This window comes from Euzebya tangerina, from assembly GCF_003074135.1.
In the GTDB taxonomy this organism is placed as follows: domain Bacteria; phylum Actinomycetota; class Nitriliruptoria; order Euzebyales; family Euzebyaceae; genus Euzebya; species Euzebya tangerina.
Genome location: NZ_PPDK01000001.1, coordinates 3,281,162 through 3,305,521, shown reverse-complemented (window position 1 = coordinate 3,305,521; position 24,360 = coordinate 3,281,162). Strand labels below are relative to the sequence as shown.

Annotated in this window: 21 protein-coding genes; 6 read left to right on the top strand and 15 right to left on the bottom strand. The window is 69.5% G+C overall.

The features are described from left to right. Positions 1–11: 11 nt before the first annotated feature. Genes C1746_RS15255 through kdpF form a run of 6 tightly spaced genes read right to left on the bottom strand, consistent with a single transcriptional unit; the run spans position 12 to position 7,691 of the window. Positions 12–707, bottom strand: a complete 696-nt coding sequence (locus C1746_RS15255) for a response regulator transcription factor (RefSeq protein ID WP_116715374.1) — start codon at positions 705–707, stop codon at positions 12–14. After that, positions 704–3,226 carry an ATP-binding protein gene (locus C1746_RS15250; protein ID WP_116715373.1) on the bottom strand — a complete coding sequence of 841 codons (2,523 nt, stop codon included), beginning with the start codon at positions 3,224–3,226 and terminating at the stop codon, positions 704–706. The genes C1746_RS15255 and C1746_RS15250 overlap by 4 nt, the downstream gene beginning before the upstream one ends. A gap of 13 nt (positions 3,227–3,239) precedes the next feature. Continuing rightward, entirely contained in the window at positions 3,240–3,806 is a 567-nt protein-coding gene (gene kdpC, locus C1746_RS15245) for a potassium-transporting ATPase subunit KdpC (RefSeq protein ID WP_116715372.1), read from the bottom strand. Between the two features lie 4 nt (positions 3,807–3,810). Then, positions 3,811–5,880: a potassium-transporting ATPase subunit KdpB gene (kdpB, locus tag C1746_RS15240; protein WP_116715371.1), complete on the bottom strand. Its 2,070-nt coding sequence runs from the start codon at positions 5,878–5,880 to the stop codon at positions 3,811–3,813. Positions 5,881–5,892: 12 nt separating this feature from the next. Further along, the gene (kdpA, locus tag C1746_RS15235) at positions 5,893–7,602 is read right to left on the bottom strand and encodes a potassium-transporting ATPase subunit KdpA (RefSeq protein ID WP_116715370.1); all 1,710 of its coding nucleotides are present in this window, start codon (positions 7,600–7,602) and stop codon (positions 5,893–5,895) included. Beyond that, positions 7,602–7,691, bottom strand: a complete 90-nt coding sequence (gene kdpF, locus C1746_RS22140; RefSeq protein WP_162867798.1) for a K(+)-transporting ATPase subunit F — start codon at positions 7,689–7,691, stop codon at positions 7,602–7,604. The genes kdpA and kdpF overlap by 1 nt, the downstream gene beginning before the upstream one ends. A gap of 250 nt (positions 7,692–7,941) precedes the next feature. Here kdpF and C1746_RS15225 point away from each other — a divergent pair, with 250 nt between their 5' ends. Further along, positions 7,942–9,129 (top strand): aminotransferase class I/II-fold pyridoxal phosphate-dependent enzyme, encoded by a 1,188-nt coding sequence (locus tag C1746_RS15225; RefSeq protein ID WP_116715756.1) that lies wholly within the window; start codon positions 7,942–7,944, stop codon positions 9,127–9,129. Beyond that, positions 9,126–10,406, top strand: coding sequence for a M20/M25/M40 family metallo-hydrolase (locus C1746_RS15220; RefSeq protein ID WP_116715369.1), 1,281 nt, complete (start codon positions 9,126–9,128; stop codon positions 10,404–10,406). Before C1746_RS15225 ends, C1746_RS15220 begins: the two co-directional genes overlap by 4 nt. On the opposite strand, the gene C1746_RS15215 is transcribed toward C1746_RS15220, so the two are convergent. Both C1746_RS15215 and C1746_RS15210 read right to left on the bottom strand, forming a co-directional pair. Next, positions 10,364–11,134 (bottom strand): dioxygenase family protein, encoded by a 771-nt coding sequence (locus C1746_RS15215; protein WP_116715755.1) that lies wholly within the window; start codon positions 11,132–11,134, stop codon positions 10,364–10,366. The two genes, C1746_RS15220 and C1746_RS15215, sit on opposite strands and share 43 nt — an antisense overlap. A 26-nt stretch (positions 11,135–11,160) precedes the next feature. Continuing rightward, positions 11,161–12,162, bottom strand: coding sequence for an aldo/keto reductase (locus tag C1746_RS15210; protein ID WP_116715368.1), 1,002 nt, complete (start codon positions 12,160–12,162; stop codon positions 11,161–11,163). A 120-nt stretch (positions 12,163–12,282) separates the two neighbouring features. Here C1746_RS15210 and C1746_RS15205 point away from each other — a divergent pair, with 120 nt between their 5' ends. Then, positions 12,283–13,161 carry a LysR family transcriptional regulator gene (locus C1746_RS15205; protein WP_116715367.1) on the top strand — a complete coding sequence of 293 codons (879 nt, stop codon included), beginning with the start codon at positions 12,283–12,285 and terminating at the stop codon, positions 13,159–13,161. Here C1746_RS15205 and C1746_RS15200 read toward each other — a convergent pair. From C1746_RS15200 to C1746_RS22135, 3 genes are all read right to left on the bottom strand, one after another. Further along, positions 13,076–14,752, bottom strand: coding sequence for an HNH endonuclease signature motif containing protein (locus C1746_RS15200; RefSeq protein ID WP_116715366.1), 1,677 nt, complete (start codon positions 14,750–14,752; stop codon positions 13,076–13,078). The two genes, C1746_RS15205 and C1746_RS15200, sit on opposite strands and share 86 nt — an antisense overlap. A gap of 90 nt (positions 14,753–14,842) precedes the next feature. Beyond that, complete coding sequence (locus tag C1746_RS15195; RefSeq protein WP_116715365.1) at positions 14,843–15,433, bottom strand: DinB family protein; 591 nt, start codon at positions 15,431–15,433, stop codon at positions 14,843–14,845. Positions 15,434–15,524: 91 nt separating this feature from the next. Then, a complete protein-coding gene (locus C1746_RS22135) occupies positions 15,525–16,604 on the bottom strand; it encodes an SAM-dependent methyltransferase (RefSeq protein ID WP_162867796.1) in 1,080 nt (359 codons plus the stop codon). 117 nt (positions 16,605–16,721) lie between these two features. Here C1746_RS22135 and C1746_RS22130 point away from each other — a divergent pair, with 117 nt between their 5' ends. Continuing rightward, complete coding sequence (locus C1746_RS22130) at positions 16,722–19,565, top strand: AfsR/SARP family transcriptional regulator (RefSeq protein WP_162867795.1); 2,844 nt, start codon at positions 16,722–16,724, stop codon at positions 19,563–19,565. Between the two features lie 256 nt (positions 19,566–19,821). Here the strand turns inward: C1746_RS22130 and C1746_RS15170 are convergent, their stop codons facing one another. Further along, positions 19,822–20,634, bottom strand: coding sequence for an alpha/beta fold hydrolase (locus tag C1746_RS15170; RefSeq protein WP_116715361.1), 813 nt, complete (start codon positions 20,632–20,634; stop codon positions 19,822–19,824). A 111-nt stretch (positions 20,635–20,745) separates the two neighbouring features. Next, entirely contained in the window at positions 20,746–21,054 is a 309-nt protein-coding gene (locus C1746_RS15165) for a putative quinol monooxygenase (RefSeq protein WP_116715360.1), read from the bottom strand. Between the two features lie 104 nt (positions 21,055–21,158). Between C1746_RS15165 and C1746_RS15160 the strand changes: the two genes are divergently transcribed. Beyond that, positions 21,159–22,100: a GlxA family transcriptional regulator gene (locus C1746_RS15160; protein ID WP_116715359.1), complete on the top strand. Its 942-nt coding sequence runs from the start codon at positions 21,159–21,161 to the stop codon at positions 22,098–22,100. A 154-nt stretch (positions 22,101–22,254) separates the two neighbouring features. Here C1746_RS15160 and C1746_RS15155 read toward each other — a convergent pair whose 3' ends face one another. Then, the gene (locus C1746_RS15155) at positions 22,255–22,833 is read right to left on the bottom strand and encodes a mycothiol transferase (RefSeq protein WP_116715358.1); all 579 of its coding nucleotides are present in this window, start codon (positions 22,831–22,833) and stop codon (positions 22,255–22,257) included. After that, positions 22,830–23,237 carry a type II toxin-antitoxin system VapC family toxin gene (locus C1746_RS15150; RefSeq protein ID WP_116715357.1) on the bottom strand — a complete coding sequence of 136 codons (408 nt, stop codon included), beginning with the start codon at positions 23,235–23,237 and terminating at the stop codon, positions 22,830–22,832. Before C1746_RS15150 ends, C1746_RS15155 begins: the two co-directional genes overlap by 4 nt. Before the next feature lie 93 nt (positions 23,238–23,330). Here C1746_RS15150 and C1746_RS15145 point away from each other — a divergent pair, with 93 nt between their 5' ends. After that, entirely contained in the window at positions 23,331–24,320 is a 990-nt protein-coding gene (locus C1746_RS15145) for a helix-turn-helix transcriptional regulator (RefSeq protein ID WP_116715356.1), read from the top strand. Positions 24,321–24,360 lie beyond the last annotated feature (40 nt).

Sequence of the window (24,360 nt, the reverse complement as noted above, 5' to 3'; positions counted from 1 at the left end):
CGCGTGGCGGATCAGCCCGCCTGCAGTCGGTAGCCCATGCCCTGCTCCGTCCGGAGGCAGCACGGACGAGTGGGATCCTGCTCGAGCTTTCGCCGCAGGTTGGACAGGTGCACGCGGATCGCCGACGGGTCGATCGCCTGGCTGCCGCCCCACAACTCGCCGACGAGGGCGTCGCGGGTGACGAGTCGGCCGGCGTTGCGTGCCAGGATCTCCAGGATCGTCCACTCGGTGGGTGTGAGGTGGATCGGTTGTCCCTCAGGTGTGGCGCTGACCTCGTGTCTCGCAAGGTCGATCACGACGCAGCTGGTCGTGACGACCGGGTCGTCCTCGCCATGCCAGCGGCGTCGGAGCAACGCCCGCACCCGTGCCAGGGCCTCGTCCATGCCGAACGGCTTGGTGAGGTAGTCGTCAGCGCCGGCATCGAGCGCGGCGACCTTGTCGACCTCCTGATCGCGGGCGCTGAGGACCATGATCGGGACCGAACTCCAGCCACGGGCGCCGGCGATGACCTCTACGCCGTCCATCCCCGGCAGACCGAGGTCGAGGATGACCAGGTCCGGACGATGGGAGGCCAGCAGTCGCAGTGCCTCCGCGCCGTCGGATGCGAGCAGCACCTCGTACTCCCGGATCCGGAGGTTGATGTCGAGAGCCCGTCGGAGTTGGTCGTCGTCATCGACGACGAGGACGGTGGGTCCGCTGACGGTCATGTGTCGACCTGTGGGAGGGAGAGGGTCATCGTGGTCCCACCGCCCGGCGTCGGGTCCACGGCCAACGAGGCGCCGATGGCATCCGCGAACCCCTTGGCGATCGCCAAGCCCAACCCGATGCCCTTCCCGGCCGGGGCATCCCCCAGCCGCTGGAACGGTCGGAAGATGGTATCGACGGCCTCATCAGGGATACCGGGACCTCGATCCACGATCCGCACGGCCACCTGGCCGGCGAACGCCTCTGCGTGAACGTCCACCATCGTTGCGGAGGATACGGTGACGGCGTTCTCCACGATGTTGGCCAGCACCCGTTCGCACAGGGCCGGATCGGTGAACACCAGCGGCAGATCGGGGCCCACGTACAGGGTGACCTGTTGGGCGGTGAAGGGTTCGACGGCGCGGGCGAGGACCTCCGCGATGTCGGTCTCGACGCACCGTGCTCGCGTGTTGCCCGCCTCGAGGCGCGACATGTCGAGCAAGTTGGTGATGAGCCGGTTCAAGCGCTCCGCGTCGGTCAGGATCCCCTCCGCGAACGTCCGCGCGTGGTCACGGGACAACTCGACGTCCGTGGCCAGCAAGCTCGTCGCTGCGGCGATCACGCCCGACAGCGGAGTGCGCAGGTCGTGGGAGACAGCCGAGAGGAGCGCGACTCGGAGGTCATTGGATGCGGCCACGTCCGCGAGTTCCGAGCGGGTCCGATTCAGCGAGGCCTGGGTCACCGCGCTGGCGAGCTGACCGGCAAGTGCGGCCAGCAGCCGACGGCCGGACTCGAGTTCGCCGCTGCCGGCGAGGAGCAGCCGTCTGGTCTCATCGACCCGCAGGACATCGTCCGCGGCGGCGGGCTCCCTCGGGGCCGCCCCGCTCGCACTGAGGACCGTCCAGCCCTCGTCTCGCTGCTCCACGACGGCGACGCCGGGAAGGTCGAAGGTCCGTGCGATCTCGGCGACGACGTGGTCCAGCGGGTCCGGGACGGTTGGCATCGAGGCGGCCAGACGGGTCAGGATCGTCACCTCGGCCCGTGCCCGGGCCGCAGTGTCGGCTCGGCGTCGAACGAGGTCGGCCAGCGCCGAGGTCAGCAGGCCGATGAGCAGGAAGACGACCAGTGCGACGACCTCGTCGACCTCTCGGACCTCCAGGGAGCCGCGCGGTTCGGTGAAGACCGCATTGCCGTACACGAACCCACCGGCCGCCGCCACCAGCGCAGGCCAGATCCCCCCGACGGCGGCCACCACGGCGATCAGCGCGACGTACAGCAGCAGCGGCGTGGTCAGCGCGTCCTCTGCCACGGGCGTCCCGGCCGCATCCAGGCCGAGCGGTCCGGCTTCGGGTGCGAACACGTAGGTGATGAGGGGCAGCCCGACGAGGCTCAACACCAGTCCGGCCAGGCGCCGGCGTGACCCGATGACCGACCAGCGGGGGAGCGGTGGCAGCCGCTCGGGCTCATCGTCCGGACCAGTCGAGATGACGTGGACGTCGATCTGTCGACCCGAGCCCCGCAGGACGGTGGTGATCACCGACCCGCTCACCAACTCGGCCCAGCGTGATCGTCGAGTCGCACCGAGGACGATCTGCGTGGCCCCTTCGGCACGCGCGTAGCTGAGGAGCCCGTCGGCGACGTCGTCGGCCACTACCTCGATCAGCTGGCCCCCAAGAGCCTGTAGCAGCTCGCGGTGCTGGTCGAGCGCGGCCGGGTTGCTCGCCGGGGTCTGGGGTGTCCTGACGTGGATGCCGACGAGATCGCCGCGCCCGCGGGCCGCCATCCGAGCGGCGCGGCGGATCAGAACGTCGCCGCCGCCGGCGCCGGTCAGTGCCACGACGACCCGCTCGCGGGTCTCCCAGGTGCCGCCGATCCCGTGCAGCTCCCGGTATCGGTCCACGGCCTCCTCGACGCGGTCCGCGAGCCACATCAGCGCGATCTCCCGCAGGGCACCGAGGTTCCCGGCGCGGAAGAAGTTGCCCAGCGCTGCGTCAATCCGTTCGGCGGGGTAGACCGACCCTGCTGCCAGTCGCTGGCGGAGGACCTCGGGGGTGAGGTCGACCAGCTCGATCTCCTCCGCGGCGCGGACCACGGCGTCCGGAACAGTCTCGAGCTGTCGAACACCGGTGATCGCCTGGACGACGTCGTTGACGCTCTCCAGGTGCTGCACATTCAGTGTGGTCAGCACATCGATGCCGGCCTCGAGCAGCACCTCGACATCCTGATGTCGCTTGTGGTTCGCCGACCCGGGCACGTTGGTGTGCGCCAGCTCGTCGATCAGGGCCACCTCTGGCCGACGGTCCAGGACCGCCGCCAGGTCAAGTTCCGGGAACGTGGTGCCCCGGTGGGTCCGCTCCTGCAGGGGGATCGCCTCGAGCCCCTCGGCGACGTCGGCGGTGAACGACCGTCCGTGGGTCTCGACCACGCCGATGACGACGTCGGTGCCGGTGCGTTGCAGCCGGTGACCCTCCTCGAGCATCTCCACGGTCTTGCCGACGCCGGGAGCGGCCCCCAGGTACACCCGCAGACGCCCGCGGCTCATGGGATCGGGCGCATCAGGCCTGGGCGTCCAAGGCCAGGTTCAAGGCCAGGACGTTGACGACCTCTTCCCCAGCGATCGCCGGCGGACGTTCGGTGTGCTCCTCCACGACCGCCAGGATCGTCGCCAGATCCTCGCCTCGCACGTCCGCGACACGTGGGGCCTGCAGTCGAGCGTTGGCGGGGGAGATGTGGGGGTCCCACCCGGAGCCCGAGGCGGTCACGGCATCGACCGGGACAGCCTGGTCGTCCGCGAGATCGTTGGCTTGGCGATACTCGATGACGCGCTGTCGGATGTCGGCCAACAGGTCCTCGTTGGTCGGTCCGAGGCTGGACCCGCCGGTGGTGGCCCCGTCGTGGTCCACGGCTGAGGGCCGGGAGGTGAAGTACTCCGGTCGGGTGAAGGCCTGGCCGACCCAGATGGCCCCGACGAGTTGTCCGTCGGCGTCGGTGACGAGCGACCCGTCGGCGGCGCCCTCGAGGCCGGCCTGGGCGATGCCCGTGATCGCCAGGGGGTACAGCAGTCCGGTCAGCAGTGAGAGCAGCAGCAGGGCGCGGAGGGCGGGCAGGAGTTGGGGGCGCATATCGTCACAGGATCCCGGTGGTCGTGATGAGCAGGTCGATGAGCTTGATGCCGACGAACGGCGCGAGCAGGCCGCCGAGGCCGTAGAGCAGCAGGTTCCGTCGCAGGACCGCCGCGGCCGAGGCCGGACGGAACGCCACACCGCGGAGCGCGAGCGGGATGAGGGCGATGATGACCAGCGCGTTGAAGACGACGGCCGACAGGATGGCCGACTCCGGGGAGGCCAGGCGCATGATGTTGAGCGCCTCCAGTTCCGGGTAGGCCACCACGAACATGGCGGGGATGATGGCGAAGTACTTCGCCACGTCGTTTGCGATGGAGAAGGTGGTCAGGGCCCCTCTCGTCATCAGCAACTCCTTGCCGATGCGGACGACCTCGATCAGCTTCGTGGGGTCGGAGTCCAGATCCACCATGTTCCCGGCCTCCTTGGACGCCTGGGTCCCCGTGTTCATGGCCACGCCGACATCGGCCTGGGCCAGCGCGGGGGCGTCATTGGTCCCGTCCCCGGTCATGGCGACGAGGTTCCCGCCGGCCTGCTCCTGGGCGATGAGCGCCAGCTTGTCCTCTGGCGTGGCCTCGCTCAGGTGGTCGTCGACGCCCGCCTCGGCTGCGATCGCCGCTGCAGTCTTGGGGTTGTCGCCGGTGATCATGATGGTCCGGATGCCCATCTCCCAGAGTTCGGCGAAGCGCTGGCGCATCCCGCCCTTGACGATGTCCTTGAGGTGGACGACGCCGAGGACGGTGGTCGAGCCGTTCTCCCGACGGGCCAGGGCCAGGGGCGTGCCACCGGATTCGGCGATGCGGCCGAGCGCGTCGTCCAGGCCATCGGGGAGATCGCCGTGGTACTCGACCACCCAACGACGGACGGCATCCCCCGCACCCTTGCGGATCTGGGTCCCGTTGGTATCGATGCCGCTCATCCGGGTCTGTGCCGTGAAGGGGATCAGCACGGCGTCCGCTGGTGCCGTCTCGGTGAACCCATGCCGGGACTCGGCCAGTTCGACGATGGAGCGGCCCTCCGGGGTCTCGTCCGCCAGGCTCGATAGGCGGGCGACGCGGGCGACCTCCGCCTCCTCCACGCCGGGCATGGGGATGAACTCGTCCGCCCGTCGATTGCCGTAGGTGATCGTGCCGGTCTTGTCGAGCAGCAGCGTCGTGACGTCCCCGGCGGCCTCGACCGCCCGCCCGGATGTCGCGAGCACGTTGCGCTGGACCAGGCGGTCCATGCCGGCGATGCCGACAGCGCTCAGCAGCCCGCCGATCGTGGTGGGGATCAGCGTGACCAGCAGCGCCACGAGGACCGTGACGGTCTGGGGAGCGCCGGAGTAGGTCGCGAAGGGCTGGAGGGTGAGCACGACCAGCAGGAAGATGATCGTCAAGCCGGACAGCAGGATGGACAGCGCGATCTCGTTGGGTGTCTTCTGCCGCTCGGCGCCCTCGACCAGTGCGATCATGCGGTCCAGGAACGTCGAGCCAGGCTCGGCGGTGATCGAGACCACGATCGTGTCGCTGAGGACTCGCGTGCCGCCGGTGACCGCTGAGCGGTCGCCTCCCGACTCGCGGATGACCGGGGCGGACTCACCCGTGATGGCTGACTCGTCGACGCTGGCGATGCCCTCGACCACGTCGCCGTCGCCAGGGATCACGTCACCCGCGGAGACGACGACGAGGTCGCCGACGCGAAGCCGAGTCGAGGGAACCTCCTCCACGGTGCCGTCCTCGCGCCGACGGTGGGCCATGGTCTCTGACCGCGTGGCGCGGAGAGAGGCAGCCTGGGCCTTGCCTCGCCCCTCGGCCAAGGCCTCGGCCACGTTGGCGAACCAGACAGTCGTCCACAACCAGACGCTCACCAGCGACGTGAACATCAGATCCTCCCCACCGGTGAGGAGGTCGCGGATCAGGATCAGCGTGACCAGGACGGAGCCGATCTCCACCACGAACATGACCGGGTTGGCGATAAGTGTGCGGGGGTCGAACTTGCGGAGCGCATCCACTGCGGCTCGGGCCAGGAGGGCACGATCGAACATCGAGGTCGAGTTGGGCGCAGTGTGGGGGGACATGGTGTTGGGGGACATGGGGCAGGGCTCCTACTGGAGGAACTCGACGACCGGGCCGAGTGAGAGGGCGGGGAAGTAGGTCAGGCCAGTGACGATCGCGAGGACTGCAATCAGCAGGACGCCGAACGTCGGGCCGTCAGTCGGAAACGTGCCGGACGTCGTGGGCACCCGCTGCTTGATGGCCAGCGACCCGGCCAGCGCGAGCACCGGGATCATGAGCAGCCAGCGCCCAACCACGAACGCGACGCCCTGAACCGTGTTGTACCAGGTCGTGTTCGAGCTGAGACCCGTGAACGCCGAGCCGTTGTTGTTGGCCGGTGAGGCGATGCCGTACAGGATCTCGGTGAGCCCGTGCGGGCCGGGCGTGTTGGCCGAGGCCGCGACGGCGTCGGGGATGGCGAGGCTGGCAGCCGTCAGGACCAGGATGGTGGCCGGCACGGCCAGGACGTACAGCGTGACGATCTTCATCTCGGCGATCCCGATGGTCTTGCCGAGGAACTCCGGGGTCCGGCCGACCATCAGCCCGGCGATGAACACGGCCAGGATCGCCATCACGAGCATCCCGGCAAGTCCGACGCCGACGCCGCCGGGGGAGACCTCCCCGAGCAGCATGTTGAGCGTGGCCAGGCCACCACCCAGCGCGGTGTAGGAGGTGTGCAGCGAGTTGACCGAGCCGTTCGACGTGCCGGTGGTCGAGCCGGCCCACAGGCCGGACAGCTCCGGCCCGAACCGCATCTCCTTCCCCTCCATGTTGCCGCCAGCCAGTGCGCTGCTGATGGACTGGTCGACCCCGAGGTCGGTCAGTCGCGGGTTGCCGGAGGCCTCGGCGGCCATGATCCCCGCCGTGGATGCACCCCACAGCAGGACCATCACCGCGAGGACAAGGGCGCCTTGACGTGGGCGGCCGACCATGGCCCCGAAGGTGATGCAGAGCGCGAACGGGATCACGACGATCGCCCAGGACTGGACGGCATTGGACACCCAGGTCGAGTTCTCGAGCGGGACCGAGGAGTTGGTACCGAAGAAGCCACCACCGTTCGTGCCGAGTTGCTTGATCGCCACCTGGGACGCGACGGGCCCGCCGGCGATCTGCTGGCTGCCGCCTTCGACGGTGACCACCTCGGTGAAGCCCGCCAGGTTCTGCACCACACCCTGGGTCACGAGGACCACCGCGACGACGATCGACAGCGGCAGGAGGACACGGGTGACGGTGCGGACCAGGTCCACCCAGAAGTTGCCGATCCGGTCGGTGCGCTGGCGGGCGAGGCCGCGGACGAAGGCGACGAGCACGGCGATGCCGGCCGCTGCCGACACGAAGTTCTGGGTGGTCAGACCGAGCATCTGGGTGAGGTGGGACAGCGTCGACTCACCGGAGTAGTTCTGCCAGTTGGTGTTGGAGGTAAAGCTCATCGCCGTGTTGAAGGCAAGCCCAGGGTCGACCGCGCCCACGCCGGTCGGGTTGCCGGGCAGAACCGCCTGGAGGCGCAGCAGCAGGTAGAGGGCGAGAAACGAGACCACGCTGAAGGCCAGGAAGCTTGTGGCATAGCCGGTCCAGCGCTGCTCTGCGGCCGGGTTGACCCCGACCAGCCGGTAGACACCACGCTCGAACCCGCCGAACAGTCGGTCACCTGGTGCCGGGCCGTCTCCGTAGACCCGTGCGAGGTAGCGACCCAGCGGCACCGCGGAGGCGATGACGACCGAGGCAAAGGCAAGGAGGGCGCCCCATCCAGCCGGCGACATCAGATTTCCTCCGCGCGCAGCAGCGCATAGATCAGGTACGCGAGCAGGGCCACGCCGGCGAGCAGCCCGATGATCTCCTCCGCGCTCACTGCTTCTCCGCCTCGCTGTCGGGGTGGTGCACCAGTCGGTCGAGGAAGCGGACATAGGCCAGGCTGAGGCCGAAGAGCACGGCCGCGAGCAGGAGGAACGCAAGATCGGTCATGGCGAAAGAGTTGCTGGCTGCCCGGTCCTCCTCCGTGTGCATGCCATGAAGGTGGGAGGGAGGGCCGTGAAGATCCCGTTAACTCGGCGTTCGGTCGCCCGCCCGGCCTCACGCCCGGGACCGGTAGTGTGCGGGCCGTGTCCCACGACGACGGCCCCACCCCCGGCGCCTCGACCCGATCAGTCCACGCGACCGAGGAGGTCGACCAGGCGACGGGCAGCGTCACCGCACCGATCATCGCCAACAGCGCCTTCGCCTATCCCGACGTGCCGACCTGGCGGGCCGCTGCGGTGGGAGAGCGCCCCGGCCACATCTACGCCCGCAACTCCAACCCGACCACTGACCGCCTCGAGCGGAAGGTGGCTGCGTTGGAAGGTGCCGACGCCGCAACCAGCTTCGGCACCGGCATGGCCGCGATCAGCACGACGCTGCTGGCGCTGCTGCGACCGGGCCAGCGGGTGATCGCCACGGCCGACTGCTACGGCGGAACCTACCTGCTGTTCGACCAGATCCTGCCGTCGTGGGGTGTGGAGTGTCGGATCGTGCCGACGACCGATCGAGCGGTGGAGCTGGCCGTCGAGGACGGCTGCGAGCTGCTCTACCTGGAGACCCCGACCAACCCGACCCTGAAGGTCTTGGACCTGCGTCGCTTGGCGGCCGCTGCCCGTGCCCAGGACGCACTCACGGTGGTCGACAACACCTTCGCCACGCCGGTCAACACCAGGCCGCTCGAGCTCGGCGCGGACGTCGTCCTGCACTCGGCGTCGAAGTTCCTGGGTGGGCACGGCGACGTGCTCGGCGGCCTTGCCTGTGGCTCGACGGCGTTGGTCCAGCGGATCTACGGTCTGCGGGAGATCATCGGCACCGGTATGGATCCCCAGGTGGCCGCCCTGTTCCTAAGGTCGCTCAAGACACTGGCGCTGCGGGTGCGGCAGCAGAACACCACCGCGCTGGAGATCGCCCAACACCTGTCCACGCACCCCGCTGTTGAGGAGGTCCGCTATCCCGGACTTCCGGCGCACCCCGGCCATGCGGTGGCCGCGGCCCAGATGGACGGCTTCGGAGGCGTCCTGAGCTTCTCGGTCGTCGGTGGCATGGCCGCGGTCGAGACGGTCTGTGCCAACCTCCGCTACGCCTATCTCGCCGCCAACCTGGGGCAGGTCGAGACCATTGCGGGCCCGCCCGCCACCACCAGCCACGTCGAGCTCACCGAGGCTGAACGGGCAACAGCGGGAATCCCCGAGGGCCTGATCCGCTACTCGGTCGGCGTCGAGGATGCCGACGACCTGATCGCCGACCTCGATGCGGCACTGGCCCTCGTGTGAGTGCTCGTGTCGGTAGCGGCACCGACGTCATGGCCCTCGGCGGGCGTATCGCCAGCACCGCGGCAGGCCTGATGCGCTGCCGACCACTCGGCGGGCAGGAGGAGGCGGCGCTGGACCTGGTCTGCGAGTGGCTGGCCTCCCACGACGTGGTCGTCAGCCGCCAGCAGGTCCCGGCAGCCTCCCTGGAGGCGCATCCGTACTACTCCGCGGAGATCGACCGGTCGGAGGTCCCCGTCGTCATCGCCGAGGTCCGCGGTGCCAGGGAGGGCCCGACGCTGCTGCTGAACGCCCATGTCGACGTGGTCCCCGCCGACGCCGGCCACTGGTTCACTGATCCGTTCGCCCCGGTACTGCTGGAGGACCGTCTCGTCGGACGTGGGGCCGCTGACACACTCGGCGGGCTGGCGGCTGCGATGCACGTCATGGCTGACCTGGCTGCGGCCCCGGACTTCGCGGGCCGGGTCCTGCTGACACCGGTGGTGGGGGAGGAGGACGGCGGCGGGGGCACGCTGGCCGGGCTCGTCGCCGGCGAGGTCACGGCCGACGCGGCCGTGGTGATCGAGCCGACGGGGCTGGACATCGCCCCGGCCAGCGCAGGAGCGCTCTGCTTCGCCATCCACGTGCCCGGCCGCACCGCGCACGGGAGCGTGCGCCATCTCGGGGTCTCCGCCATCGAGAAGGCCTTCGTGGTCCACCAGGCCCTCCGGGAATTGGAGGCTCAGCGGGCTCGTGCCCTCAGGCATCCATTGCAGCCTGATGTGGCGTCCGGCGTGCCCTTCCCCATCTGCATCGGCCGCATCGAGGGGGGCGACTATCGCTGCGACGAGGCGGCGTGGGCGCGGCTGGAGGGACGCTTCGGCACCCCGCCTGACGAGCCGCTGGCCGACGCTCGGGCGGCGCTGGAGCGCGCGGTGGCGGAGGCCGCAGCGGCGGATCCGTGGCTGGTGGACCACCCGCCCGATGTGGAGTGGATCGGTGCGCAGTGGGTCGGCGGGGACACCGCGCCGGACCACGCGATCGTGGCCGCGGCGAGGGCCGCCCGACCGGACGCGGCTGTCGTGGGCGTGCCGTACGGCTGCGACCTGGGCCTGTTGGACCAGGTCGGCGGCATCCCCGGTGTGGTCTGCGGCCCCGGCTCAGCCGCACAGGCGCATGGCCCCGACGAGTTCGTGCTGCTGGACGACCTGGGCCGTGCGGCCCAGGCCCTGCGACGGATCATCGAGGTGTTCCCGGCTCAGGTGACGACGAACGACCGCTTGGCCAGGCCCATCCAGTAGCCGTCGATCGGCTGCTCGGGGGCGGTGTCCGGAGCGGCGGCCGTGCCAAGGCTGACGAACATCGGTGAGAAGTGCTCGATCGTCGGGTGGGCGTAGGGCATGCCGGGGGCACGGTCCCGGAAGGCAGCCAAGCCGTCGATGTCCCCGTCTTCCAGCCGTTCCTCGGCCCACAGGTCGAACTCCGTGGACCAGCCAGGCGCCGGGGCTGCCGGATCGGCCCAGTGCTGGCGCGACAGGTGGGGCAGCCCGTGGGTCATGAACCCGGAGCCGACGATCAGGGTCCCGTTCTCGCGGAGCGGTGCCAGTCGGCGGCCGATGTCCAGCAGTCCGTCAGGCTCCAGGGTGGGCAGTGACATCTGCAGCACGGGGATGTCGGCATCCGGGTACATGACCGTCAGCGGGACGTAGGCGCCGTGGTCCAGTCCCCGGTCCGTCCGGTGCACGGTGGTCGTGTCGGCCATCATTGCCTCGACGTCCCTGGCAAGATCCGGGGCACCGGGTGCCGGATAGGTCACCTCGTAGAAGCGTTGGGGGAACCCACCGAAGTCGTAGGTGAGTGGGACCGTCCGCGTGGCACCCAGCATCAGTGGCGCCGCCTCCCAGTGGGCGGAGACGACCAGGATCTGCCGCGGACGTGGCAGATCCTCAGCCAGGCGCCGCAACTCGGTCGTCCAGGTGACGTCGTCGACCAGGGGAGGAGCGCCGTGGCTGAGGAACACCGCAGGCATCACGGTCATGGTTTGAAATGGTACTTCTAGCCGAGGAGCGTGGCCCCGAGGGCCGTCCCGGGAGCGGCGGCCTGGTTGATCTCGGCGACCGTGTCCGGTGACAGTTGGACCTTGCCAGCCTGCAGGTTGGATCGCAGGTGGTCAGGGCTCCGGGTCCCAGGAATAGGCACCACGTCCTCACCCTGCGCGACCAGCCAGGCCAGGGCGAGCTGAGCCGGGTGCAGCCCCTCGCGATCTGCGATGGCCCGGAGTGGAGCGAAGCGGTCGCGGTTGGCAGTCAGACTCTCATCGGAGAATCGCGGGTTGTTGGCCCGGAAGTCCGCGCCTGCTGTCTCTGCGGAGACGTCTCCGGCCAGGAAGCCGGCTCCCAGCGGTGACCACGGGACGATCCCGATGCCCAGCTGGCGGGCGGTGGGGATCAGGTCGGCCTCGGCGTCGCGGGCCCACAAGGACCACTCGGTCTGCAGGACAGCGACGGGGCCCGCGGCGGCCGCCTCGACCAACTGGTCCGGGGTGACGTTGGAGACGCCGAGGTGGCGGACGAGACCGGCATCCACCAGGTCGGCCATCGCGCCGACGGTTTCGCTGATCGGGACGGCCGGATCGGGGATGTGGAGGTACCAGAGGTCGAGGACATCGCGCCCCAGCCGGCGAAGTGAGGTCTCTGCGGCCTCGCGGACACGGTCAGGCCGACCGTTGGCGAACAGCTCATGAGCCCAGTTGTGCTCCAGACGCGTGGCGTTCGGGTCGTCTGGGGTGGTGTAGCCGAACTTGGTGGCGACGAAGGAATCGGACCGGTCGGCCAGAGCGCGGCCGATGACGTCCTCGTTGTCGGCGTACGCGTCTGCGGTGTCGATCATGGCTCCGAGGTCGGCGGCCAGCTGGACCTGCTGGACCGCGGCGTCGGCATCGACCGGCCCATACATGCCGTCGATCAGGACCATGGCGCCGAAGCCGATCGGGGCGACGGTGGGGCCGTTGCGTCCCAGGCGGCGGGTGGGCTGGTTGCTGGTTTGTTCGGTGGTCATCACGGTCTCCTTGGTGCGGTGTGTTGTGTGTGATCTCACCGTGGGGGTTGACGCTGCAGACGTCCAAGGCCTGGACTCATACGCTTGTGTTATGAGTCGTCCGGTCTGGGTGGCGGTGGGATGAGCGACGTCCACCTCCGCGCGCTGCGCGCCTTGGTGGCGGTGGCCGATGCCGGGTCGATCACCGCTGCGGCGGAGGAGGTCCTGTACGTCTCACAGCCCGCGGTGTCCCGGACGCTGCGACGGCTGGAACGGGAGGTGGGTGTGCCGCTGCTGGAGCAGCAGGGGAGGGGAGTGGCCCTCACCGACGCGGCCCACACACTGGTCGCCGGAGCCCGAGAGATCCTCGAGGTGTACGACCGCGCTGTGGCGGACGCCCGAGCGATCTCGGCCACCGTCTCGGGAACACTGCGCGTCGGCCTGCAGACACCGGTGGGCCGCGGGTTGCTGCCGGCCATGACCCGACGGCTGCGCGAGTCCCATCCCGACCTGCGGATCGACTTGGTCCAGGTGCCGTGGGAGGATGACTCCGCCGGTCTGCGAGACGGTAGCGTCGACGTCACCTTCGCCTGGTTGCCACTGCCCGAGGAGGGTCTTGACCACGAGGTGGTCGTGACCGAGGAGCGGTGGGTGGCCCTGCCGACCGGTCACCCGGCGGCGGATCAAGACCGGGTGGTGTTCGCAGACATCGCGGCGGAGCTGTTCGTGGCCCTGCCACCCTCGGCCGGACGACTGCGCGCCTTCTGGCTGGCAGACGACGTCAGGACCCAACCGGCCCGGATCGGGACCGAGGCAGCATCGGCGGCTGCGGCATTCGAGGCGGTCGCCAACGGGCTCGGAATCGCTCTGGTGGCAGAGGGGCAGGCGGAGCTCTCGCCGCGCCCGGACGTCGTGTTCAAGCCGGTTGACGGTCTCAGCCCTGCTCGCATGGCGGTGGCGTGGCGAGCGGACGACACCCGTCAGGAAGTCGCCGCGCTGGTGGCGGCGACCATGATGTGAGGCCTGACCCGTCGCTCGTCTCGGACGTTTCCGCGGAAACGTCTCGGTGGCCGCCGAGTGGTGCTGCGCTCTGCTGGACGTCGACCAGCGCATCGATGATGAGGGCCATGCGGGCGGGGTCGCCGCTGGCGGGAGCGACCTGACCGCTGGCTGGGGGAAGGTGGTTGCCAGCCCGTTGCAGTGGGGGCACCGGACAAATGGTGGTTCCGTCTGGCGTCGTGAACGTCCAGGTGCGGTCGGTCCGGGACTGCCCGATGCCCAGGTTCTGGGCGTGCACGGTGCTGTGGTGGCCGCGGCACAGCCGGATGAGGTTGTCGAGGTCGGTGGGACCGTCGTCGGCCCAGTGGATGATGTGGTGTGCGTCGGTCCACAGCTGGTTGGGGCAGCCGGGGAACTGGCAGCCGTCGTCGCGGCGGTACAGCAGTCGACGGAGCCAGCCGGGGATCTGTCGGTGGCGACGACCAATGCCGACCGGCTGCCCGGCTCCGAGAACCCGGTACTGCAGGGTTACGTCGCAGGCGATCTGTCGGAGCACCGGTCCGGGCAGACGTGCCTGATCAGTCGCCCCGGACGTTCGGACCCGAGCACTGGGAAACCGCTCGACTGTGGCACCGATCTCCGGACCCGACGGTGGACTTTTCGAGCGTGGACCTTTCGAGCGTGGACCTTTCGAGCGTGGACCAACAGAGCCTCTACCAATAGGGCGTGGACCGATACGGCGTGGACCGGTGGGGCTGGAATCCGTCAGGCTCGGATCTGACGTGGGCTGGTGGCTTGTGTGGACGTGGTCAGTGGCCTGGCCGTCACGGGCGGCTTGGAGCACGTCGACGTCAACATCAACCGTCAGCTGCCAGTGATCCGCTGACGAGGAGTCAGTCGGCCCCGAGGCCAGGAACGACTCGCAGACGGCCACCAGGGCATCCGCACGTCGCTGACCGACATCCTCGGCCGGACCCTGGTCGCGGAACAGTCGCTCTGCGGCGGCCGCGATCGCCTGAGCGAGGACGGCCCCACCCGCGACGGGCAGCCGCGCCGTCAAGACCAGATCTCCCGTGTCGTCGGTCGTGAGTCGCACATCGCGGCGCTGGCGAGCGGCGTCAGCCGCCGAGGCCGGGGACTGAGACTGGACGGTCCGCCACACTCGACAGATCCGTTCCAACTGGGCCGCCGTGGCGGCGAGTGCGAAGCTGACCAACGTCTCCTCGGTCTGGGCAGTGGCGACTCGGGTGACCGCCCTCACCTTGGAGTAGGACACCCGACCCTCTCCGAACACCCGAGCGAGCAGCGGCAGCTCGTGCAGTCGCCGTGCGACGCGAACCCGCTCTCGCGCTGCCGGCATCGCAATACCCAGCCGCCAGTTCAGCCAGTGGGCACACGAGCGCGTCCGGCCATCCGCCCACCCACCGAGCGCATCGAACTCCGCCACCAGGTCCAGGAACCGCTTCTCGCCGCCGAAGAGGTCCGACGCCAGCTGCACCAACTCATCGGCCACCTCCGCCGCCCGCACCTCGCCCGCTGGCGATGATCCGGAGGACGTCCTCGCTACCCCTCCGCCGCCAAGATCCTGCACACCGTCGAGTGAACGCTTCATCCGCCCAGTTTCGCATCCGCCTGTGACATCGCCGGCTGGCAACTGTCAGAACTCACACACCCATCATCGGGCCAGGGCCGCCACGATCGGTCAGTCGGATGCTCGGCGATCTGCAGCTCGTGCCGACCGGTCGACTTCTTGCCGCCGTGCCCGCCAGAACGCCGCGTCCCGCCCGAACCCCCGCGGCGTGCCTGGCTCAACGCCGACGGCCCCATCCAGACGTTCCCGCAGGATGTCTGCGTGCCCGGCGTGACGATTCGTCTCCGCCAAGCAGTGGAGCATCACGTTGAAGAGCGACACTTCCGCCTGCCACCACGGTACGAAGCCGGAGGTCCCGAGGGGCAGGGCCTCGATCGTCGCGTCCGCATGGCTCCAGACCCTGCGGTACAGATCGACGATCTCCTCGCGCGACTCGTGCTCTGTTGCCCACATGTCGGTGCCCGCTGCCATCTCGTCGTCCCAGCGGGGCATGGGCCCCGGAAAGGGTCGGTCGAATACTTCGCCGAAGTAGCGCGAGTCCCAGACGGCTGTGTGCTTGACCAGTCCCAGCAAATTGGTGCCCGTGCGTGTCAGGGGCCGTCGGACGTCGTACTCAGACAGCCCGTCGAGCTTCCAGACCAACACCTCGCGCACCCAACGCAGATGATCATGGAGGTGGGCCTTCGCCCCAGCCGGGAACACCCACCCAGTGTCGCATGTCCGTTGGTGGCCCACCCGCCGATCTTCTCGCCGTCGTCGAAGCTGCCGGTGGGCGGCAGGTGGCCGTCCGGGGTCAGGCCCGAGCCTGGTACAGGACCTGGAAGGGGTCCTCGACGTCCAGCGCGCGTGCAGCGCCGAAGCCCGCGCGGGCGAGTCGGGCGATCATCTCGGGCTCCGGGAGACCGCAGGTCCCCAGGGCATCGCCCTGCTGCGCCAGCGAGGTCGTGAGGCAGTAGGCGACACTCCAGCCGTACAGCATCGTGGCCTCGCGTCCGACCCGTTCCCCGAGCGTCGCAGCGGACCGGAAGTCCAGAGCCAGCAGTGAGCCTCCGGGGCGGAGTGCGGTGTGCACGGCCTCCAGGGTCCGGTCGACCGCGGCCAGGTCGTGCAGCACGTCGAATGCCGTGACGAGATCGAAGCGCTCGCCCAACCCGTCGGCGGCATCGGCCACGACGAAGCGGACCCGGTCCGCCACGCCAGAGGCCGAGGCGCGCCGACGAGCGACAGCGACCTGCGAGGAGGACAGGTCATAGCCGACGGCGGTTGCAGCTGGGTAGGCCTGCAGCAGCGTGATCAGGGCCTTGCCTCGACCGCAGCCGACGTCGGCCACGTGTGCCCCGGCCTGCAGCGCCTCGTGGATGCCGTCGGCGGCCGGGATCCAAACGTCCAGCAGTCCGCGGTCGAAGCCGCCGCCGGTGAAGCGCTCCATGGAGGTCCACCAGTGCTCGTGGACCTGGTCCAACCCGATGCCGCCGCCGGCGCGGAACGCCTCCAGGAGTGCGTCGAAGCCGTTCCACATACCGGGCATCCCGTGGAACATCGCGCCCATCGCCGCGGGGCTGTCGTCGGTGGCGAACACCAGTGCCTGCTCTGGCGTCAGGGAGAACGTGTCGCCGGCAGCGTCGACGCTCACATACCCGGCCGTGGTCATGCCGTGCAGCCACTCCCGGACGTAACGCTCGTCCATGTGGAGGGCAGCTGAGAGCTCGACGCTGCCAACCGGCCCGTGGGCAGCAAGGCCGCTGAACAGGCCCAGGTGATCGCCGAGTGCGGCCAGGAACCCGGCCTGGTGGCCCTTGACGTCGTCGAGGACGGCGTCGGCGAGTGCGGCCAGGACCGCGAGGTCGGGCTCGGCAGGGGAGAGGGTGGTCATCGTGACTCCGTTCACGGTGGAATGGGTGTGAGACCACCGTGTCCGGTGACGTTTCTCATCCGTTTCACGGCCACGAAACGCTGTCGTCGTGCCCGTCCCCGGCAGTAGAGTCTCAGGGTGAGCAGCCAGTTGCGCATCGCCGTCATGGGGCCCCTGCAGGTGCTCGACGGACAGGGCGAGGACCGCACGCCGCCGCCCGGCAACCTTCGCCGCCTGCTGCTCGCCCTGATCGTGGGTCGCGGTGAGACGCTGAGCGCCGACGGTCTGGTGGACCGGGTGTGGCACGACGCTCCGCCCCGGCATCCGATCAAGGCACTGCGGACCAGCGTCAGCCGCCTGCGGGGTCTCCTCGAGCCCGAGCAGGTCGGTGGGACCGCTCGGATCCTCACTGGGGGGCCGTCGCACTACCGCCTGGACCTCAGCGGCCACGAGTTGGACGCCGAGGCGGTGGCCGCCGCTCATCAGGACGCTGTCCGGCTCATGCGGACCGATCCCGTCGCTGCACTGCGGCAGGTCGAGCGGATCCGGCCGCTGCTGCGGGGCACGCCGATCCCTGAAGTTGCCGATCTGGTGTGGGCGTCTGCCGAGGCGGCCCGACTGGCGGAGCTCGGCAGCGCCGTCGAGGAGTTGCGTCTGCAGGCGCTCGTCCATGCGGGGCACGCGGCGGAGGCCCTTCCAGAGGTCGAGTGGTTCGCGCGCGCTCACGAGCTGCGGGAGTCAGCCCACCTGCTCTTGATCCAGACGCTCCACACCCTCGGTCGCCTCGCCGATGCCTCACGGGCATTCCATCGGTACCGCGAGTTGCTGGCCGAGTCATCCGGTCTGGACCCGGGCGGTGCGATAATCGCGGCGCACGACCGGATCCTGCGCGGGGAGCCACCGCCGCAGGAGGGTGTGGCCCGGGACGCAGCCGCGCTGCACCCCCTGCCGCTGCCCGCGCGCCGCACCCGGCTGGTCAGGGCGAGCGCCACGGTGGATGAGGCCGCCAGAAGGCTGGACGATGCCGCCGTGGTGACGCTGGTCGGCCCCGGCGGGGTGGGCAAGACCTGCGTGGCCCTGGAGGTGGCGCACACGCACCACCAGGCGCAGCCGTGGGCCTTCGTGGAGCTGCAGCAGGCTCGCAGTGGACGGACGGTCATGGCCGAGACCTACCGCGCGCTGGGCCTTCCACCGACGGCAGCGGTCGACGGCCCCGACGGCCTGATCGCCCGGATCCAGGCCGAGCCGCTGGTCCTCCTGGTCGACAACTGCGAGCACGTGCTCGACCTGGCGGCCGACCTGGTCGACCGGCTCCTGGCGCGCTGTCCCGGCCTCCGCGTCCTGGCGACCAGCCGTGAGCCTCTGCAGGTGCCGGGGGAGCACCTGGTCCGCGTCGCCCCCCTGGAGGAGGAGGCCGCGCAGCAGCTGTTCGTCGCCCGACTGGCAGCAATCGGCGTCACCGTGCGAGACGACCCCGACACCGCCCGGCTGGTCGGCCGGATCTGTGCACGCCTGGATGGGCTGCCGCTGGCCCTCGAGTTGGCCGCCTCGCGAGTTGATCACATGCCCCTCGCCCAGGTCGCGGACAACCTGGACCGGCGCTTCTGGCTGCTGGCCGGTCAGCGCCGCAGCGTGGCCCGCCAGCAGACCCTCCTCGCCACGCTCGACTGGAGCTTCGAACTGCTCGAGGGGTCGGATGCAGCACTGCTGCTGGCCTGTGGCGCGTTCGTCGGCGGCTTCACGGCGGTGGCGTTGGCGGATGTGGCCGATGTGGATGAGTCCGAGGTGGTGCAGAGCCTGGCCTCCCTCGTCCGCAAGTCGCTGGTGCTCCGCGACGGCGAGGTGGATGGAATCGGTCGCTACCGGCTGTTGGAGACGGTGGCTGCGTATGCGCGGCGCCGCTGCGACGACGACGTGCAGCGCTTGCGCGACCGGCACGCCGACCACCACCTACGGCGCGTCGTCGGCGCCGGGACCGCGATGACCGACATGCCGTGGTGGGGCGTCAGCCTCGGGGACCAGTCGACGCGTGAGGACCTGATCGCCGCCCTGGACCACCTGGTGGCCTGTGGCCGGTTGGCCGACGTCGGTCGCATGGCGGGCCGCATCCCCACCGTCCTCCGGCAGGGTGCCTTCCTGGATCCCAACCGCCGCTACCTCGGGCGCGATGACGTCTCCGACCGCCTGGACGACCACGCCGAGCGCGCCCTGTACCTGACCGCCTCGGGCATGAACGCCTGCGTGCTGGCCGACTACGGCGCCGGTCACCGCTTTGCCGCTGCCGCGCGGGCCATCGCTGTCGATCCGGTCACCCGAGCCGTGGCCTGCGCCTACGCCGCGCAAGGGCTGGTCGTGTCCAGACCCGGGGAGGTCCCGCCTCTGGTCGACGAGGGACTGACCGTGGTTCCCTCCAGTGCGGTCGGCGTCATCGCCTTGTTGCACGACCAACGGTGCAACGCCGTCACTATCGCGGCACCGCCCGATGTCGGGCTGCGCGCCTGGGCGGCACACCCCACACCGGGCCATCCCTATGCGCGGTCCCAACAGGACATCCTGCGATGGGTGGTGGGCGAGCCGCCGAGCAGCGACCAACCGACGGATCTCTCGGAGGACCCGCAGTGGCCGCTGTGGCGCTACCTCATCAGCGGCGCTGCCGCGCTCGAGGAGGCGACGGCCGGCAACCTGACGCAGGCATGGGAGCACCTGAACCAGGCGGTCCGGTGGGCCGAGCGCTCACCACTCGGTCTGTCGCGGGAGGTGGCCGGCGATCTGCTCGTCATCGTGGCCGGTCTGTGCTGCGTGAGCGGCGACCGTGAAGCCGCGTCCGAGGGCCTGTCGCTGGCCTGGCCTCGGCTGCGCACCCCGGCGGTGGCCCAACTTGCGCGGCATCTGGATCGTCTGACCCGGTCTCCAGCAACCGCCACCGCGCTCGGGGACCGAGGGCTGACGGTCGATCTCGATGGCGTTGTCGGGTCTCGCTGAATCTTCGAAGCGAGTAGGTCGCTGAGCAGCGCTTTCGCATTCACCCTGAGACGCGGGTGCAGCCGGTTGTCTCACGAAAGGTTCGTATTCCTGCGTCCGCACCCGTCTGGGGGCTCCGACAGGTGATGCTGAGATCGTCACCGGGATTGGCTGCCGCACGTTCGCCGAACGTGGCCGATGAGCGCATCAGTTGCCCAGCAACTCGGCCAGCCGCTGCGTGAGCGGCTCCAAGACGGCTACCACCTCAGCCACTTGGTCAGGCGGCCGGCTCGTCCGACCCGGTTCGTGAGAGGAGGAGGTCGAGGGTCGTTTCGGGTTGGTCCCAGTGCGGGAAGTGTCCGCACCCGTCGATCCACACCAGGTCAGCATCGGGGAAGCGATCGGTCGCCGTGTCTGACTGGCTGCCGGGGGTGACCAGGTCCCGGCGACCCCAGACGAGGGTCTGGCGCCCACGGGCTGCGCCACGTGGCATGCCCTGCTGCCGGGGTCCGTGGGCGAGATCGTCGAGCAGGGGGAAGAACGACTCGGTGTCGGCGATCCCGCGCATCTCCGAAAGGGCGTAGTCGGCGTCCAGGCGCCACGGGGCGGCGGAGAACTGACCCAGCAGCGCGGTACGGGTCACCGGGTTGCCGAGCAGGATGGGCAGCGCGCCGCGGATGGCCCGGACCAGCTTGACCGACGCGAACAGCGTGCTGTGGAATACCTTGGCCTGCACGTCGGTCCAGAAGCCACCGGGGTCCAGCGCCACGACATCGCGGCCGAGTCCACGCCTGGCCATCTCGAGCACCAACCGGGCGCCCATCGACGAGCCGGCCATGTCGACGTCCTCGAGCCCCTGCTCGCGCATCCATCCCTCCAGCACGTCCGCGGTCGCCGCTACCGTCTCCTCCGACAGCGCCGGGGTCCGGCCGTGACCCGGCAGGTCCGGCGCGATGACCGTCCGGTGGGCGGCGAGGCCGTCCATGATGGGTGACCACGACTCGATCGACGAGCCGAGGCCGTGCACCAGGAGGAGGGGCGGGCCACTGCCCCGGCGGAGGTGGTGGATAGAGAGCGGACTGTCAGACATGGGGGCTCCGAATGGTTGGTGCCGACCCTTCGGGGTCGGGGTTGGCAGCCGTTCCGCGGCTCCTGGGGTCGGGACGGAGGTCGCGGAGCGGTTCTGCAGGGTCTGGTCGGACTAGGGGAGCTTGACCGCGAGGACGTCGGCCGGGAGGATCTCCGGGGCTGCGCCGAGGAGCTGCTGGTTCGACGTCAGGGCCTCGACGATCGCGCCGTTGGCGTGGACGTTGCGAGCGGCCTCATCGCGGAACGCGTCGAAGATCCAGAAGGTGTTGGGGTCGGTTCGGACCGCGAACCAGACGATGGTCCCCTCCTCCTCGTTCGCGAGGTCGACTGCGCTGGCCAGCAGGGTGGCGAGCGCGTCGTGCTGGCCATCGGCCGCGACGATCTTCGCAACGAAGGCGTAGGGGAGTGAAGGGGCGGACATCGGGGTCTCCTGGGGTGTCGAGCGGTTGTGGTGCGATGCCAACGTACGCGGACACCTCAGTGAGAGACTATGGCGCATGCGACTGGTTTGCTATCGTTTGCGTCATGCGCCTTGGAATGATCGCCCTCGACGGCTGTTTCGGTTCGGCCGTTGCATCGATGATCGACATCGTGCAGGTGGCGGACGGAGTGCGGGGCGACGTCGACGCAGGCGCCGGCCCGATCGAGCTCGCCATCGTCGGGCCGAAGCGACGGGTGACGACGTCGACGTCGATGATCCTGCCGGTTCGGCATTCGCTGTCGGAGATGGGTGACTTCGACGTGATCGTCGTTCCTGCCCTGGGCACCCTGACCGCAGAAGCCACCTTCGACGCACTGCGAAGCCGAGGTGCGCGTTCGGTCATCCAGGCACTCAGCCGGCTCGATGATGCATCCACCCGGATCGCTGCTGCATGCACCGGTGTGTTCGCAGTGGCCGAATCCGGACGTGCGCACCGCCGGCGGGCGACGACCAGCTGGTTCCTGGGCCCGGGGTTCCGGCGGCGCTACCCGACCGTGGACCTCGATCTTGACACCATGGTCGTCGTCGACGGAGATCTCGTCACCGCGGGGGCCGCCTTCGCACACATCGATCTCGCGCTGTCCCTCGTGCGATCGATCAGCCCCGACCTCGCCCAGCACGTCGCCCAGCTGCTCCTGATCGACCATCGCCCATCGCAGGCTGCCTTCGTCGCCTACGAACACCTGCAACACGAAGATCCGATCGTCGTGGAGTTCGAGCGCTACGTCCGCGCCCGCCTCGACGAACCGTTCGACGTCGCGTCCGCAGCCCAGTCGATCGGCACCAGTCGGCGAACCCTCGAACGACGAACCCGATCGGCGCTCAACCTCACTCCGCTCGGCTTTGTCCAACGGCTTCGCATCGAACGCGCTCGTCACCTCTCGGCGACCACGCACCTCACCTCCGCTGAGATCGCCCTGCGCGTCGGCTACGCGAACGCCGAGACACTCCGCTCCCTCTTGCGCAGAGAACGACACCGAGCCTGAACGCCGCACGGTTCGGTGAAACCTGACAGCCAGCAAAGCTTGCGTTGGCTCAAGGCGTGCGGGATGCGATCCGGCGGCTCAGGAATGCATGGCACGCATAAGAAAGATTATGTAAACAAACAACGGCAGAGCGCGGAGGGCCCGCAACAGGCAGTCATTCGGGCGTGGTGGGCCGCCACTCGGGTGGCGGGTCCTCTCCCACCCGCCCATCGACCGCCTCGCGAAGAAGGTCAGCATGACCGGTGTGGCGCCCGTACTCCTCGATGAGATCGCACACGTGCCGCCGAATGCTCGGCGTCTCGCCGTCGTACGAGACCGCGCCCGGGGCGTCGAGCGAGCCAGTGTCGATGATCTGCGACAGCCGCTCCCGAGATCGAGCCACTGCGGAGTCCCACATGGCGTACAGCCCGTCCGCGTCATCATGATCCCCCAGCGTGAACTGCCACTCGTCGTACTCCTCGACGTTCGATGCCAGGTTCGATGCGAGGCCGCGCGTGGTCGACGGCTGCCCGGCGATTCGCCGCTCGAAGACATCGTCCTCCACAGCAGCCAGATGTTTGAGGAGGCCTCCCAAGGTCAGTGTGGATGACTCGATGGGCTGACGGAGGGCGTCAGTGTCAAGGCCATCGGCCTTCCATCGAAAGGTGGCGCGAAGGCGCTCGAGCATCGCCACGAGGTGGTCGACCTCAGACCCCGACATCGGGGGTTGCCATGGCGGTGGCAGACCGCTCATGGCGCGATGAGGTCGGCCACGGAACAGACGTCGACGAGTCCCTCGGCTCTAGCTCGCAGATCTGGGTCGGTCGCGACCAGTGCGGTGCCGTGGAGCTGAGTCAATGCGATGTACTCCGCGTCGTAGGTCGACTCCCACTCGTTGGAGAGGGCGAGATTCCACGCCGTCTGACGGAGCACGGCGTCGCCCAGCAGACGCCGTGGAAGCCGGCACGCTGATTGGGCGAGTTCCAGCAGCGTGGCCGGGTCGCCGCCCTGCGTGGCCGCCTCGCGGCGAAGAAGCGCCAGCACCTGGGACCTGAGCAGGGTTGGAGCGAACAGCTCGAAACGGTCCCCGTCGACGTCATGCCACTGGCGCGCGAGCGCGACCGCTGCACCGGCATCAACCACGTACACGGCACTCATGGGAGGGGTCCCATCGTCGGGATCAGCGAGGTGTGCATGCCCGGCACTCTACGAATGGTTCCGGACATTCGGCGTCCGGAGTAGCCTGACGTCGTGGGATCTCCTCCGACTCCCTTGGCGCGAGCACTGCGCACGTTGGAGATCGTGCGCCACCGGCCCGGGGTGACGGCCATCGAGCTGGCGGAGCGGCTCGGGGTGAGCGATCGCGCTGCCCGCCGGTACGTCTCCGCCCTTCGTGCAGCAGGGGTGGACATCCACTCGACGACTGGGCCCTACGGTGGCTATCGCCTTGGCCGAGGCGTTCGGATGCCTCCGCTGGTCTTCTCGCCCAGCGAGGCGCTCAGCCTTGTCATGGCCGTCCTGGACGGGCACCACCCCGCGCACGATGCCACCGATCCCGTCGGAGCTGCCGTGGGGAAGCTGCTCGAGGCACTGCCCCGCAGCGTCGCCGGACCGGCTCGCGCCATGCGCCAGCATGCACGGGTGGCTCCGGACAGGGATGCTGCCCGGCCCAGCCCGACGGTCACCGCCGCCGTCGTCGACGCCCTCGCCGACGGCAGGAGCGTCCGCGTGGCATACACGACCGGCTCTGGCACCTCACTCAAGATCGAGCTCGACCCGTGGGCCGTCGTGGTGCGGCATGGTCTGTGGTACCTGCTCTGCCATGCCCGGCACGTGGACGACGTCCGCACGTACCGCATCGACCGGATGGCCTGGGTCGAGCAACTCTCGACGCCCTCCCGTCCCCCGGCTGGCCTGGATCCGATCGATCTGCTGGAGCGGCGGCTGGGCTCAGGCTGGACCTACCGGACCCACGTCGTGTTCGATGCACCACCTGGCGAGGTCGCTCGCCACGTCATCGGGCCCATGGGAACCCTGAGCGCGATCGACGGGGCCACCCGCACCGAACTCATGGGCACGACGGACAACCCGACCATGTACGCCAGCGAGTGGCTGGCGCGGATCCCCCTGCCCTTCACCATCGTCGGCGGCGCCGAACTCGAGCAGGCGGTCGCTGAGGTGGCACGGCGAATGGCCGAGGCGGTCTCGGCGCGGAGTGGGTCTACGGCCGACGCCGAGTGAGCAGACACATCGTCCAGTTGCTGGGCCTCTACTCCGAGGA

Excerpts from the sequence above, each read along its gene's own strand:
- C1746_RS15210 (WP_116715368.1), bottom strand. The coding sequence starts at position 12,162 with ATGACCACCGAACAAACCAGCAACCAGCCCACCCGCCGCCTGGGACGC.
- C1746_RS15155 (WP_116715358.1), bottom strand. The coding sequence starts at position 22,833 with ATGAGCGGTCTGCCACCGCCATGGCAACCCCCGATGTCGGGGTCTGAG.
- C1746_RS15200 (WP_116715366.1), bottom strand. The coding sequence starts at position 14,752 with ATGAAGCGTTCACTCGACGGTGTGCAGGATCTTGGCGGCGGAGGGGTA.
- kdpA (WP_116715370.1), bottom strand. The coding sequence starts at position 7,602 with ATGTCGCCGGCTGGATGGGGCGCCCTCCTTGCCTTTGCCTCGGTCGTC.
- C1746_RS15170 (WP_116715361.1), bottom strand. The coding sequence starts at position 20,634 with ATGTCTGACAGTCCGCTCTCTATCCACCACCTCCGCCGGGGCAGTGGC.
- kdpB (WP_116715371.1), bottom strand. The coding sequence starts at position 5,880 with ATGTCCCCCAACACCATGTCCCCCCACACTGCGCCCAACTCGACCTCG.
- C1746_RS15255 (WP_116715374.1), bottom strand. The coding sequence starts at position 707 with ATGACCGTCAGCGGACCCACCGTCCTCGTCGTCGATGACGACGACCAA.
- C1746_RS15165 (WP_116715360.1), bottom strand. The coding sequence starts at position 21,054 with ATGTCCGCCCCTTCACTCCCCTACGCCTTCGTTGCGAAGATCGTCGCG.
- C1746_RS22135 (WP_162867796.1), bottom strand. The coding sequence starts at position 16,604 with ATGACCACCCTCTCCCCTGCCGAGCCCGACCTCGCGGTCCTGGCCGCA.
- C1746_RS15215 (WP_116715755.1), bottom strand. The coding sequence starts at position 11,134 with ATGCCTGCGGTGTTCCTCAGCCACGGCGCTCCTCCCCTGGTCGACGAC.
- C1746_RS15205 (WP_116715367.1), top strand. The coding sequence starts at position 12,283 with ATGAGCGACGTCCACCTCCGCGCGCTGCGCGCCTTGGTGGCGGTGGCC.
- C1746_RS15150 (WP_116715357.1), bottom strand. The coding sequence starts at position 23,237 with ATGAGTGCCGTGTACGTGGTTGATGCCGGTGCAGCGGTCGCGCTCGCG.
- C1746_RS15250 (WP_116715373.1), bottom strand. The coding sequence starts at position 3,226 with ATGAGCCGCGGGCGTCTGCGGGTGTACCTGGGGGCCGCTCCCGGCGTC.
- kdpC (WP_116715372.1), bottom strand. The coding sequence starts at position 3,806 with ATGCGCCCCCAACTCCTGCCCGCCCTCCGCGCCCTGCTGCTGCTCTCA.
- C1746_RS15160 (WP_116715359.1), top strand. The coding sequence starts at position 21,159 with ATGCGCCTTGGAATGATCGCCCTCGACGGCTGTTTCGGTTCGGCCGTT.